General features: G+C 45.3%; 14 protein-coding genes. 13 read left to right on the top strand and 1 reads right to left on the bottom strand.

Annotated features, from left to right (window positions below):
- The first annotated feature begins 18 nt into the window (after positions 1–18).
- The 10 genes from A3848_RS19060 to A3848_RS19015 all read left to right on the top strand — a co-directional run bounded on the left by A3848_RS19060 (position 19) and on the right by A3848_RS19015 (position 10,754).
- On the top strand, positions 19–939 hold the full coding sequence (locus tag A3848_RS19060) for a YidC/Oxa1 family membrane protein insertase (protein ID WP_074086484.1): 921 nt from the start codon (positions 19–21) through the stop codon (positions 937–939).
- Positions 936–1,670 (top strand): RNA-binding cell elongation regulator Jag/EloR, encoded by a 735-nt coding sequence (gene jag, locus A3848_RS19055; protein WP_074086483.1) that lies wholly within the window; start codon positions 936–938, stop codon positions 1,668–1,670. Before A3848_RS19060 ends, jag begins: the two co-directional genes overlap by 4 nt.
- 122 nt (positions 1,671–1,792) lie before the next feature.
- Positions 1,793–3,169 (top strand): tRNA uridine-5-carboxymethylaminomethyl(34) synthesis GTPase MnmE, encoded by a 1,377-nt coding sequence (mnmE, locus tag A3848_RS19050; protein ID WP_074086482.1) that lies wholly within the window; start codon positions 1,793–1,795, stop codon positions 3,167–3,169.
- A 54-nt stretch (positions 3,170–3,223) separates the two neighbouring features.
- The gene (gene mnmG / locus A3848_RS19045) at positions 3,224–5,110 is read left to right on the top strand and encodes a tRNA uridine-5-carboxymethylaminomethyl(34) synthesis enzyme MnmG (protein WP_074086481.1); all 1,887 of its coding nucleotides are present in this window, start codon (positions 3,224–3,226) and stop codon (positions 5,108–5,110) included.
- 3 nt (positions 5,111–5,113) lie between these two features.
- Positions 5,114–5,836, top strand: a complete 723-nt coding sequence (gene rsmG / locus A3848_RS19040) for a 16S rRNA (guanine(527)-N(7))-methyltransferase RsmG (protein ID WP_074086480.1) — start codon at positions 5,114–5,116, stop codon at positions 5,834–5,836.
- A gap of 416 nt (positions 5,837–6,252) precedes the next feature.
- Positions 6,253–7,068, top strand: a complete 816-nt coding sequence (gene noc, locus A3848_RS19035; protein ID WP_074086479.1) for a nucleoid occlusion protein — start codon at positions 6,253–6,255, stop codon at positions 7,066–7,068.
- A gap of 212 nt (positions 7,069–7,280) precedes the next feature.
- Positions 7,281–8,042, top strand: coding sequence for a ParA family protein (locus tag A3848_RS19030; RefSeq protein WP_074086478.1), 762 nt, complete (start codon positions 7,281–7,283; stop codon positions 8,040–8,042).
- On the top strand, positions 8,035–8,877 hold the full coding sequence (locus tag A3848_RS19025) for a ParB/RepB/Spo0J family partition protein (RefSeq protein WP_074086477.1): 843 nt from the start codon (positions 8,035–8,037) through the stop codon (positions 8,875–8,877). Before A3848_RS19030 ends, A3848_RS19025 begins: the two co-directional genes overlap by 8 nt.
- A gap of 93 nt (positions 8,878–8,970) precedes the next feature.
- Complete coding sequence (locus A3848_RS19020) at positions 8,971–10,128, top strand: aminotransferase class V-fold PLP-dependent enzyme (RefSeq protein WP_074086498.1); 1,158 nt, start codon at positions 8,971–8,973, stop codon at positions 10,126–10,128.
- A gap of 125 nt (positions 10,129–10,253) precedes the next feature.
- Positions 10,254–10,754, top strand: coding sequence for a DUF4446 family protein (locus A3848_RS19015; RefSeq protein WP_074086476.1), 501 nt, complete (start codon positions 10,254–10,256; stop codon positions 10,752–10,754).
- On the opposite strand, the gene yyaC is transcribed toward A3848_RS19015, so the two are convergent.
- The gene (gene yyaC, locus A3848_RS19010; RefSeq protein WP_074086497.1) at positions 10,726–11,334 is read right to left on the bottom strand and encodes a spore protease YyaC; all 609 of its coding nucleotides are present in this window, start codon (positions 11,332–11,334) and stop codon (positions 10,726–10,728) included. The genes A3848_RS19015 and yyaC overlap by 29 nt on opposite strands.
- A gap of 164 nt (positions 11,335–11,498) precedes the next feature.
- Between yyaC and A3848_RS19005 the strand changes: the two genes are divergently transcribed.
- From A3848_RS19005 to A3848_RS18995, 3 genes are read left to right on the top strand one after another with little or no spacing between them, the layout of a single operon-like run.
- Positions 11,499–11,771, top strand: coding sequence for a putative Se/S carrier protein (locus tag A3848_RS19005; RefSeq protein ID WP_074086475.1), 273 nt, complete (start codon positions 11,499–11,501; stop codon positions 11,769–11,771).
- Positions 11,764–12,792 (top strand): mechanosensitive ion channel family protein, encoded by a 1,029-nt coding sequence (locus A3848_RS19000; RefSeq protein ID WP_074086474.1) that lies wholly within the window; start codon positions 11,764–11,766, stop codon positions 12,790–12,792. Before A3848_RS19005 ends, A3848_RS19000 begins: the two co-directional genes overlap by 8 nt.
- Complete coding sequence (locus A3848_RS18995; protein WP_074086473.1) at positions 12,792–13,001, top strand: DUF951 domain-containing protein; 210 nt, start codon at positions 12,792–12,794, stop codon at positions 12,999–13,001. Before A3848_RS19000 ends, A3848_RS18995 begins: the two co-directional genes overlap by 1 nt.
- Positions 13,002–13,033: the final 32 nt, after the last annotated feature.

The following is a 13,033-nucleotide window of genomic DNA, read 5'->3' as shown; positions in this document are numbered from 1 at the left end:
TAAGAGAGGGGTTTTGAAGTGTCTCTATTGAAGACTAAACGAGGAAAATGGTTTCTTCTCCTCGGTGTAATGGTATTAATGATTGCTGTTCTGTCGGGGTGCTCTCCGTCGTCAACAACTGTGACGCATACTACGGAGGATTTGAAGCACGGAAGCTTCTGGCAGAGTAATGTGGTTTATTATTTTGCCACAGCCTTGGATACCTTTGCTAAATGGTTTAATGGACAATATGGCTTAGCCGTCCTTGTAATGGTTATTATTGTCCGCACAATTATCCTGCCGCTTACGATGAAACAGGTAAAAAGCTCGCGTGCGATGCAGGCTATTCAACCGGAACTCGAGAAAATTAAGAAAAAATATAAAGATACGCCTGAAAAGGTACAACAGGAAACGATGCGCCTGTTCCAGGAGAACAAGGTTAACCCAATGGCCGGCTGTCTGCCGCTGATTGTGCAAATGCCGATCTTTATCGCGCTTTACAATTCGATCTATTATAACCCGTCTCTGCGTGAGCACTCGTTCCTGTGGCTTCAGCTCGGCAAGCCCGATCATCTGTTCATCCTTCCGCTATTGGCAGCAGCGACTACATTCCTGCAGACCCGGATGATGACCAAGATGAACCCTGTGCAACAGCAGGGCCCTATGCAGTTCATGATGATGGTATATCCAGTTCTAATTTTCATCATGTCCTACAACTTCCCGTCTGCACTTCCGCTGTATTGGTTTTACAGTAACTTGTATACCATTATTCAGAACTATTTCTTGTACCGCAACAATGACAAAGCCAAATTGGCTATAGCTACTGCTGGTGCAGGCACCGGTAGCACCAAAGAAGTCAATCTGGTGAAGAGTAAAAATAACTCCGCCCGCAAGGATGTTACTCCTGCTGCAAAAGGCAATAGCAGCAAAGGAAATAAGGAGGCCAAAAAGTCAAAATGAGCAAAGTCGTCGCGACAGGGAAAACCATTGAAGATGCTGTAGAACGAGGCCTTAACCAGCTTGGAGTTCACAAGGACCGGGTAACGGTCAACGTATTGGAACAGCCGTCAAGAGGATTCCTGGGATTGATCGGTGCGAAGGGTGCCAAGGTCGAACTGACCTTGATTGCCGAAGCCGCACCGGCATCAGCGGCGAGTGCTCCGTCACTGCCTCATCAGTCAACAAGAGAGAGCAAACCAGAGGCTGCCGGCGGTGTACCACGCCAAGATTCCGGACACCCGGTAGAGGATGCTTACCAAGAGGCCGTTCATTTCATTGTGGATGTCGCCAAGAGCATGGGGCTTGAGGTGGAAGTTGAAATCATTCATGCCAAGGAATCAACAGTTCTACAAATATCCGGTCCGGACCTGGGGCTGCTGATCGGCAGAAGAGGACAAACTCTTGATGCTCTGCAGTATCTGGCCAATATTGTTGCCAACCGTTATTCTGATAGTTTTATCCGGCTTGTGCTGGATGCAGAGAATTTCCGCGAACGCCGTAAGAAGACTCTGGAAGAGCTGGCTGACCGCTTGGCTGGACGGGTTGTTCGTACCCGCAAAGAGGTCGTTCTGGAGCCGATGTCCCCTCAAGAACGGAAAATTATTCACTCCAGATTACAGGACCACCGGCAGGTTAACACACTCAGCAAGGGTGAAGAACCGAACCGCCGCGTCGTTATCACTTTGAAGTAGAGACTATATTGCCGCAATGACTCCTTGACCAATATAAGGGGTCATTGTTTTTTTCGAATACAAGATCAAAATCATTCATTCAGCCGGAGCTGAAGTGTAGAACAAATTGAGGTGAACAGAGTATGCTTAGTGACACCATCGCTGCTGTATCTACAGCATTAGGCGAAGGAGGGATAGCGATTATCCGGGTTAGTGGCCCCCAAGCGATTTCCCAGGTGGCTCCATTGTTTCGCAGTAAAACACCTCTCACAGAGGTGGAATCGCATACTGTTCATTACGGGCATATCATCAGTCCTGATGACGGAGAGCGAATGGAAGAAGTGCTAGTCACTGTGATGAAGGGACCACGTTCATTTACTACTGAGGATGTAGTTGAAATAAGCGCCCATGGCGGTGTGATCTCGGTTCGGAGAGTCATGGATCTGCTGTTGCAGCAGGATATTAGACTTGCAGAACCTGGGGAATTCACCAAGCGCGCATTTTTGGGCGGACGTATTGATCTTTCCCAAGCGGAGGCGGTAATCGATCTGATCCGTTCGAAATCGGACCGTGCTTTTTCGGTTGCGCTGAAGCAGGTTAGCGGTTCCTTATCTGAACGTATTCACACACTCCGCCATACACTTATTGAAACATTGGCTCATATTGAAGTGAATATTGATTATCCTGAGCATGATGTGGAATCCTTGACTGCTGAATTTATTAAAGATAAAAGCACAGAAGTTATGGATGGCATCAACAGACTGCTTAAAACGGCAAATGAAGGAAAAATATTACGCGAGGGCATTACGACTGCGATCGTCGGCCGTCCCAATGTTGGCAAGTCCTCCTTGCTTAACGCGCTTGCCCGTGACAACAAAGCGATTGTAACCGATATTCCGGGAACAACGCGTGATGTTATAGAAGAGTATGTAACGATTAACAATATCCCGCTAAAGCTGCTTGATACTGCTGGAATTCGCGAAACAATGGATATTGTAGAGAAAATAGGCGTTGAACGCTCCAAGGCGGCATTTAGTGATGCTGATCTTATCCTGCTTGTTTTGAACTCAGCGGATGAGCTTCATGAGGATGAATTGGCATTAATGGAACAAATCCAAGGTAGACAAGCACTGTTGATCATGAATAAAATGGACCTACCTTCCCGTTTGGACAAAGATAAACTGCGCTCTTATTTTAGCGAATCGAGTATTGTTCCGATGTCTGTGCTGGAGGAGGAAGGTTTAGATAAGCTGGAGGAAGCAATCTCTGAGCTCTTTTTTGAAGGTAAGCTGGAATCAGGGGATCTGACTTATGTAAGCAATGTAAGGCATATTGCTCTGCTCAAAAAGGCTTATAAATCCTTGCAGGATGCCTACGAGGCTGCTGATATGCATATTCCTATAGATATGATTCAGATTGATGTGCGCCTTGCGTGGGAGCAGCTCGGAGAGATTATTGGAGATACGGCTGCTGATTCGCTCTTGGATCAAATCTTCTCACAATTTTGTTTGGGTAAATAACTGCGCTTGATAAGCGTATCCACTATAAAAAGAAGAAACTAGGAGGTAACACCTATGAACTTTGATGGAGGCAGCTATGACGTAGTGGTCATTGGCGCAGGCCATGCCGGCTGCGAGGCTGCACTTGCCGCAGCACGAATGGGCTGCCGCACGCTGATGATTACAATCAATCTGGACATGGTAGCCTTCATGCCATGCAACCCGTCCATTGGCGGGCCCGCCAAAGGGCATGTTGTACGTGAGATCGATGCACTTGGCGGCGAAATGGGCCGCAATATTGATAAAACCTTTATTCAGCTGCGCATGCTTAACACTGGTAAGGGTCCTGCAGTACATGCGCTACGTGCACAAGCAGACAAATTTCTCTATCAGCACGCGATGAAGGAAACGATGGAGAAAACTCCAAATCTGACCCTCCGCCAGGGGATGGTGGAGGAACTGATTGTTGAAAATGGGAATGTTGCCGGTGTCATCACAAAGACAGGAACGGTATACCATAGCAAAACAGTCATTTTGACTACAGGAACCTACCTGCGCGGCAAAGTGATCATGGGTGAGTTGACTTATGAGAGCGGGCCGAACAATCAGCAGCCTTCGGTTAGACTTTCCGAGAATTTGCGCGAACTTGGATTTGAGCTTGTTCGATTTAAGACTGGCACACCACCACGGGTGCATAAGGATACGATTGATTTTTCCAAGACTGAAATTCAGCCTGGGGATGAGAAGCCGAAGTTCTTTTCCTTCGAAACCAAATCATCTGATAATGAACAGTTGCCCTGCTGGCTGACCTACACTTCCGAAGTTACCCATCAGATCATCAATGATAATCTGCACCGGGCTCCGATGTTCACGGGTATTATTGAAGGAACAGGTCCAAGATATTGTCCTTCCATTGAAGACAAGGTGGTGCGTTTCAGTGATAAATCCCAACATCAGATCTTCCTAGAGCCTGAAGGTAAGAACACAGCTGAATATTATGTTCAAGGGTTATCTACCAGTCTTCCTGAAGATGTCCAATTGGCTGTCCTGCGTTCTATTCCTGGGATGGAAAAGGTAGAAATGATGCGCAATGGTTATGCGATTGAATATGATGCAATGGTTCCAACTCAGCTTTGGCCTTCACTGGAAACCAAACGTCTGCCTGGACTATTCACAGCTGGACAGATTAACGGGACATCGGGTTATGAGGAAGCGGCAGGACAAGGGGTTATCGCTGGTATTAATGCGGCCCGCAAGGTACAAGAGAAAGATCCGGTTGTGCTGGACCGTTCACAAGGATATATTGGCGTTCTAATTGACGATTTGGTTACCAAAGGAACCAATGAGCCTTACCGGCTGCTGACATCACGTGCAGAATACCGTCTATTGCTTCGTCATGACAATGCGGATTTGCGTTTGACGCCAATTGGTTATGATATTGGTCTGATTCCTGAACCGCGTTATGAAGCTTTCCTGGAGAAAAAAGAACGGGTAGAGCGTGAAATCATTCGTCTTCGGGAAACCAAGGTGAAGCCTGTCGATGTCAACACTGCACTTTCAGAATATGAATCCGCGCCTATTGTTGATGGAAGTAACCTGTTGACACTGATGCGGCGCCCGGAGCTTACTTACAGTTTCGTGGATCAGGTGTCACCTTCTCCTGAAGGTTTGGATGAAGAAATGAAGGAGCAGGTAGAAATACAGATCAAATATGCCGGGTATATTGAAAAACAGCTTCAGCATGTAGAAAAGCTGCAAAAGATGGAGAAAAAGAGGATTCCAGACGATATCAACTATAATGAAATTCATGGTCTGGCTATGGAAGCCCGGCAAAAGCTGACTAAAATTGCCCCTATCTCTATTGGTCAGGCATCTCGAATTTCTGGTGTAACCCCGGCTGACATTTCAATACTCCTTGTACACTTGGAGCATTATAACCGTGTGACAGCAGCGAAAGGATAATCTATGGATAACACTGCAGCCCAGTTTACTGCTTTACTGCAAGATCAAGGAATCACAATAACACCAAAGCAGTTAGAGCAATTTGAACTTTATTTCAAAGAGCTTGTTTCATGGAATGAGAAAATGAACCTTACCGGCATAACTGAACGTGACCAAGTGTACATGAAGCATTTTTATGATTCACTTTCTCTTTCTTTCTACATGAATATGGAGGATGTGAATAAACTTGCGGATATCGGTTCAGGTGCTGGATTCCCTGGAATTCCCCTGAAAATTTGTTTTCCGCATTTAAAACTTACTATTGTAGATTCGCTTAGCAAACGCATTTCATTTCTCCAACACGTCTGTGATACATTGGAATTGCAAAATGTACAATTGATTCATGGAAGGGCTGAGGATATAGCACGTCAGTTTGTTCACCGTGATGCTTATGATTTGGTAACGGCACGAGCTGTTGCACGATTATCGCTGTTGAATGAATTTTGTCTCCCCTTTACCCGTAAAGATGGAGTTTTCGCAGCGATGAAGGGCAACGATCCTACCGAGGAGTTGACTGAGGCTAAGCGCAGCTTTAAGGAATTGCGTGCTGAACTGCTTAAGGTAGAATCATTTAGTCTTCCTGTTGAAGAATCAGCTCGGCATATTATTTTAATTCACAAAACTGGCGCGACACCAGCAAAATACCCGCGTAAAGCAGGAACACCTGCTAAAGCTCCATTAATTTGATTGTTTCACGTGAAACATTTCCTAAGTCGTTCAGCAAACAAAAAAACGAACCTTTTCTCTCTGGAGAGGCTCGCTTTTTTTGTTTGGGACGAGATTAGCATGAAATGCAGGAAAAATAGGTCTCTTTGGAGAATAGGATTATAGGTTGAAAAGTGATAGAATAATATAGTAAGACTTTTCATGCGTAAGCGATTCAGTCGCTGCAGAATCTCCAATATGTGAAGGATTAAGTCTGGGGTAGTTTTCAGGTTATTTCATTAAATGTATACCTGAAAGCAATGCGTAGTATTGCTGCTCCGGAAGCATACGCTTCTTTTGAGGACGGCGTAGCCGCTTCTACTTGCTGTACGATAAGCTTTTCGCTAGGCAAGGTCAAGAAGATCGTACTATAACGAAATTAGGTGGTTATGAACGGAATGAAAGAACAATTCACCAAGCTTTTTGGATTTACCGAGCGGAGCAGCGGAGAAGAGGTCAAACAGATCCCGGTTCATGAGGTCATCAGTAGTCCTTATCAGCCCCGGACGATTTTTGATGACGAAAAGATAGACGAGCTATGTCAAACTATCAAAACTCATGGGGTTATCCAGCCGATAGTCGTTCGTATACGTGATTCTCAATATGAGATCATTGCAGGAGAGCGACGCTGGCGAGCAGTTAAAAAACTGGGGATGGAAACGATCCCGGCTATTATTCGTGAGTTTAATGATTCACAGGCTGCTTCTATTGCTTTAATAGAAAATTTGCAGCGTGAGAATTTGACCTCAATTGAAGAGGCTATCGCATACCAGAAACTAATCGATCTTCACCAGCTGACTCAAGAGAGCCTAGCGCAGCGGCTTGGCAAGAGTCAATCAACCATCGCCAACAAAATCCGCTTGCTAAATCTCCCTGAACAAGTGAAAACAGCATTAATGGAAAGACAAATTACAGAGCGACATGCAAGATCACTGCTATCGCTTGATACAGTTGAAATGCAGCTGAAGGTTCTGGGTGAGATCATTTCCAAAGGGTTGAATGTGAAACAAACGGAAGCGCGTATTGCCTTCTATAAAGCAGTAAATCAAACCAAAAAATCAAAACGGGTTTCCTACACTAAGGATGTTCGTCTCGCTCTTAATACAATTCGTCAATCCATAGATATGGTTTCGGGTTCAGGAATGGAGATTAAAACCTCTGAAAACGACCGCGGTGACCATTATGAGATTGTCATTCAAATTCCAAAACGATAAATGGTTTCAACAAGCTGAAGGCGGCCCTGAGGTGATTGGCCGCCTTTTCTGTGACCTGAACCGGAGTATTGTCAAATAAACAAAATGTGAGTGTTATCTGTATATTTGCTTATATTTTTCGTGAAATTGATGCCATAGCTCAGCAGGCGGTTAATACCGTTACAACTCACGACCTACAAGATGATTCTTCCTAACAATTCGAGGTGAAATTAGTGTCCAAGATTATTGCTATAGCAAATCAAAAAGGTGGTGTTGGTAAAACAACAACCTCTGTAAACTTAGGTGCCGGAATGGCTACTTTAGGAAAAAGAGTGCTTCTTGTTGATATCGACCCACAAGGAAACACTACAAGCGGCGTTGGCATCAACAAAGCGGATGTAGCAAATTGCATTTATGATATTCTTATTAATGAAGCGAATCCCCAAGAAACGATATTAGAGACACAAATCGATGGCCTCCATATTATTCCAGCAACTATTCAATTGGCAGGTGCGGAAATTGAATTAGTGTCCACTATTTCCAGAGAGCTAAAGCTGAAGAAGGCTTTAAATGCTGTGAAATCGAATTACGACTATATTATTATCGACTGTCCTCCGTCATTGGGTATCCTTACCATAAATTCACTAACCGCAGCTGATTCTGTTATCATTCCAATTCAATGTGAATATTACGCACTGGAGGGTTTGAGCCAACTATTGAATACGGTTCGTTTGGTTCAGAAAAATCTTAATCCTCATCTCAAAATTGAGGGAGTGCTTTTGACAATGCTGGATGCCCGAACGAATCTGGGGATTCAGGTTATCGAGGAAGTAAAGAAGTATTTCCAGGAAAAGGTGTACAGAACGATTATTCCACGTAATGTGAGACTAAGTGAAGCCCCTTCACACGGGCAATCCATTATTACTTATGACAATCGCTCCAAAGGTGCAGAAGTATACCTGGAGTTGGCAAAGGAAGTGATTTCTTATGAGTAAGCGTTTAGGGAAAGGCCTTGATGCATTAATACCATCCCTATCCATCAACGAAGATGATAAGGTTGTGGAGATCCCTTTAGCGCAATTACGGGCGAACCCTTATCAACCGCGTAAGGATTTCAATGAAGAGGCCATTCAGGAATTGGCTGAATCGATAAGACAGCATGGAGTCATACAGCCGATTATCGTTCGGAGCGTTCTCAAAGGCTATGAAATCATTGCCGGCGAGCGTAGATTCAGAGCATCACAGTTTTGTGGTAAAGCAACTATTCCAGCAGTTATCCGTAGTCTAAGCGACCAACAGGTTATGGAAATTGCGCTGATTGAGAATTTACAGCGTGAAAACTTGAATGCAATGGAGATTGCGGTTGCCTACCAAGGGCTGATGGATCAATTCGCACTTACCCAGGAAGAGCTCTCTTTAAAGGTAGGGAAGTCCAGGTCGCATATCGCCAATTTCCTGCGTCTGCTTTCTTTACCGGAAGAGGTTAAGGAATATGTTTCACGTGGAACAATTTCCATGGGACATGCCAGAGCTATTGTAGCACTTAAAGACCCGGAAACTGTTAAACAACTGGCTGAACAATGTGTGGAACAGCAATGGAGTGTTAGAGAGTTGGAAGAGGTTGTTAAGAATTTGGACCGTAAACCAACTGGGGCAATTAAGGCGAAAATAGTAAAGCGTGATCCGTATATTGATAATGTTGAAGAGTTGTTGCGTGAGAGATTCAAAACAACAGTTAAAATCAAACAGGGTAAAGAAAAAGGAAAAATAGAATTGAACTATTACAGTGCCCAAGACCTGGAAAGATTATTGGAACTATTGGGCAACTGATATGGATATCTGTGCTAAAAACATATCCTGAGATATCCCTTGAAACGGATATGGAGGGGTATGTTTTTTGATGAAAGGGTGGAGGGTGAGGGAATGGAGGAATTGGTCTATTTGGATCATGCGGCAACCTCGTGGCCAAAACCGCTGGAGGTTGGATCGGCCATGATGGACGCACTGCAAAATTCCGGAGCGAATGCCGGGCGTGGAAATCATTCATTAGCCATAGGAGCCGGGCGTGTACTTGTGAGAGCGCGGAGTAAACTAGCTGAACTCTTTTCTGTCTCCAATGCCCAAAATATTGCCTTCACACACAATACTACAATGGGGCTAAATATGGCCATTAAGGGTACACTTCAACCAGGGGATCATGTTATTACAACAATGACGGAACATAACTCCGTGCGTAGACCTTTGGAGTTTTTGCGTCAAACCCTGGGTATCTCCATTGATTATGTGAAGGTTGATCGTGATGGACAAGTGGATTTGCTTGAATTGCAAAGGACCTTTAAGCCAAATACAAAAATGGTGATATGCAATCACAGCTCTAACCTGTTTGGAAGTATTCTGCCTATTGGTGAGATTGGAGATATTGCCAAATCCAACGGTGCAGTCTTTCTGGTGGATGCTGCTCAAAGTGCAGGTTCATTAACTATTGATGTAAAAAAAATGAATATAGATCTGCTTGCATTTCCAGGACATAAAGGGTTGCTGGGGCCACAAGGTACCGGAGGGCTGTATATAGCGCCAGAGCTGGATCTGATCCCTCTAATGCATGGAGGCACTGGGAGTCAGTCCGAAAATAGCGAACAGCCTAACGTGCGACCGGATCGGTATGAGGCAGGGACGCAAAACGGGGTGGGGATAGCCGGACTGCTGGCAGGAGTGACGAAGGTGATGTCTCTGGGTCCGGAAAACATCCACCTTCAGGAGTGGGAGCTGACTCAGAAGCTCATGGAAGGGCTGTCTGTTATTCCTGGAATGAAGCTGCTCGGGCCGGGAATAGGTTCAGAACGTAGTGGGATAGTATCCTTTGTCATTGAGGGGGAGGATTCAGCGGATATCGCTCATCGCCTCGATCGTAAACATAATATTGCTGTGCGAGCAGGAATGCATTGTACTCCGCTAGCTCATAAAGCTGCATCAACACTCAAAAGTGGGGCTGTAAGGGTAAGCGTCGGTGTCACTTCAACAGATGAGGATGTTCACAGAATGCTGATTGCAATGACAGAAATGTATGGACAGAAAAAATAGTATATCGAGCAAACATATATTGGCCCCATTGCTATACCATGGTTATGTGTGAAAAAGAGGTAGTAAAATGATTGGATACGTGAAATATATTTACACTTATATTTATACAGAAGGATGGTCTGTACATGTCGGAGTTAAATGAAGTGATTACTGAGCAATTGTCGGTATTCATCATGGGGTTTGCATTGATTATCATGGTGCTGGCAATCGTCTTGATTATTCAGGGAGCAAGGATTCGTAAAATGCGGCGGAAATATGAGGCAATGATGACCGGTAATGGTGTGGAAGATCTGGAAAGTCTACTAATCGATCTCAGAAACCAGGGGGACATGCTGGAAGAAACTCAGCGGGAGCACAAGACGATGATTGAGGCAGCACAGGTCAAACTCCGAGGCATGAAGTCAAAGGTTGCAGTGAAACGATACAATGCTTTTGGAGAGCGGGGGAATGACCTGAGCTTCTCGATGGCCATCATTGACGACAACCGGAGTGGTGTTGTCTTGACTAGTCTTCATAACCGTGAAAATTCATATATTTACTCTAAGCCTCTTGAGGGCGGAGAATCGCAATATCCGCTGTCACCCGAAGAAAAGGAAGTTATTGCTCTCGCGTCGCAGCAGATCTAGCGTGAAGGTTCCATTGTCTTAAAGCGGAATAGAGACTGGAAGCGATGATGTCTGACAACCGCATGACTAGACTTAATCTTGTGTTCTGCAGGACAAAATACTCCATAAATCCGCCAACATTCACAATTCCGGTGAGGTGGATATCTCCGACAGGAGGAAGTTGTTTGTTAACTCCCGCTCCGGGTCTTAGTGGACCTTCGACAACCTGAATACATCCGACACTGGCGGAATGGCCCAAGCAGGCATCAATGCCGATGATAAATGGATTTTTGTGTTTTTCGTGAATAAGGGTAAGGGTTTCTTCTAAATTCACTGCGTGTACAGGCTCATCTAAGGTGCCATACAGATGAAACAAGGGGCTGTGAAAGCGGGCTAATGCTGTTCCGACAAGCGGGCCGAGCGAATCGCCCGTTGAGCGGTCTGTACCCACACAGACTATTATGATTGGTGTATCTGAGCGGGTGCGGGAGAAATGAAACAACAGCCGATGTGTAATGGCAGAATAGATATTGGGATCAGCATGTGATATTTTTAAACAAGACGGTTCCGGCAATGAGACAGCTTTAGAAGAAAAATTCATAGGATCTTCCTTTCTGAGACGGAGCGTATGTGAAAATACCAGCAGATAAGCCATAGGATATTCAGGTTTGAGAGCCTGCTGATGATCCTAGTATATGGATGAAAAATGTTTTTTATACTTCACTCGATAGAGATAGGACGATAAACCCAGAAGGAGGCTTGCACATGGATGAGGAATTGCTGATTGCTTTTGACTCTACGCAACAGGCGCTGCGTGCAGAAATGCTGCTTGAATATGCGGAAATCGATATTGATATCTTCCCCACTCCGAAGGAGATTACTGCCGGGTGTGCAATGTCGATCCAATTCTTTCGGGGAGCACTGGGAGAGGTCCGCAAGATTGTAAAGGAACAGGATGTTGAGATACGCGGGATTTTTAGAGCAAATAAGAGTGATGGATATGAATTAATCGGAGAAAAGGAGGGGTTGGATGAATAGGTGGATCCTGGAGTCTATGACTGCCGCCAAGGCTGTGCAAAATGCAGTACAGTTCAAAGATAAGGTGTGGAACGTGGTAACAGATGCTGAAATGTGGGCGAATGTATTATTTGCAGGATTGCGTATTCTTTTAATCTTCATTTTGACCCGAGTTATTATTAAAGTTGTCTCTAAGGTGATTGACCGGTCGATGGAAAGGGAGACACGCGGAAAACTATTAGGGGATAGCCGCAGGTTCTCAACTGTAGGTGGATTACTGAAAAATGTGGTTACGTTCATCTGTAATTTTGTCATGATTATGCTGGTGCTTTCCGAGTTTCATTTCAATCTGGGTCCACTATTGGCAGGGGCTGGTGTAGTCGGACTTGCCATCGGGTTTGGAGCACAAAGTTTGGTCAAGGATGTAATCACAGGCTTCTTTATTATTTTTGAGGACCAGTTCGCTGTTGGTGATGTAATCCAGACAGGAACTTACAAAGGGACCGTAGAGATGATTGGTCTCAGAACGACAAGATTGCTTAGCAGTACTGGGGAAGTACACATTATCCCAAATGGCACCATTATCAACGTTACTAATTATTCACTGGCCAATGCTTTGGCGGTTGTGGATGTTCCGGTGAAGATTGAACGGGGTCTTGAGGGAACGCTGGCTTTGATCGGCGAAGCTCTGAAAGGGATAGAGGAGAGGAATCCAAATGTCGTTGCCTATCCGAAAGTTCTGGGGATTCAGTCCATGAGCACCTCCGAGTATGTGATTCGGGTGGCGGCGAATTGTCTTCCGAATGCCAGAGATGCTGCAGAGCGGCAGATCCAGAGCGATATAAAGCAGGCGCTGGAGAAGCAGAGTGCCCTGGAGACGGCTAAGGCTGAGCAGGAAGCTCGTGAGGAGGCGGAACGGGCTGCAAGGGCTGCAATGGAAGCGGAGGGCCTAGAGGCGGCACAGAGGGGGGGGGACTCGGCACAAGCGAGATTGGGCAGACAGGTGGCGGCTACCCATGAAGGAGAAGAGGAGGGTCAGTAATGGAACGGAAGGTTTTTGGACTTGGTGATATTGTTCTCATGAAAAAGCCGCATCCTTGCGGCACCAATGAAATGGAGATCATTCGTATGGGAATGGATATCCGGATCAAATGTACCGGTTGTCATCATAGTGTCCTCATTCCCCGTGCAAAGTTCGAGAAAAACATGAAAAAGGTGTTGCGTTCAGCCGCGGGAGAAACCAAAGAATAATTGGACTTGCAAAAGTGAAGTTGGCGTGCTAC

The sequence above is a fragment of the Paenibacillus sp. P32E genome, assembly GCF_001909085.1.
GTDB lineage: Bacteria > Bacillota > Bacilli > Paenibacillales > Paenibacillaceae > Paenibacillus_AQ > Paenibacillus_AQ helianthi.
The sequence above is the reverse complement of the archived record's forward strand: the minus strand, read 5'-3'. Positions and strand labels throughout refer to the sequence as shown.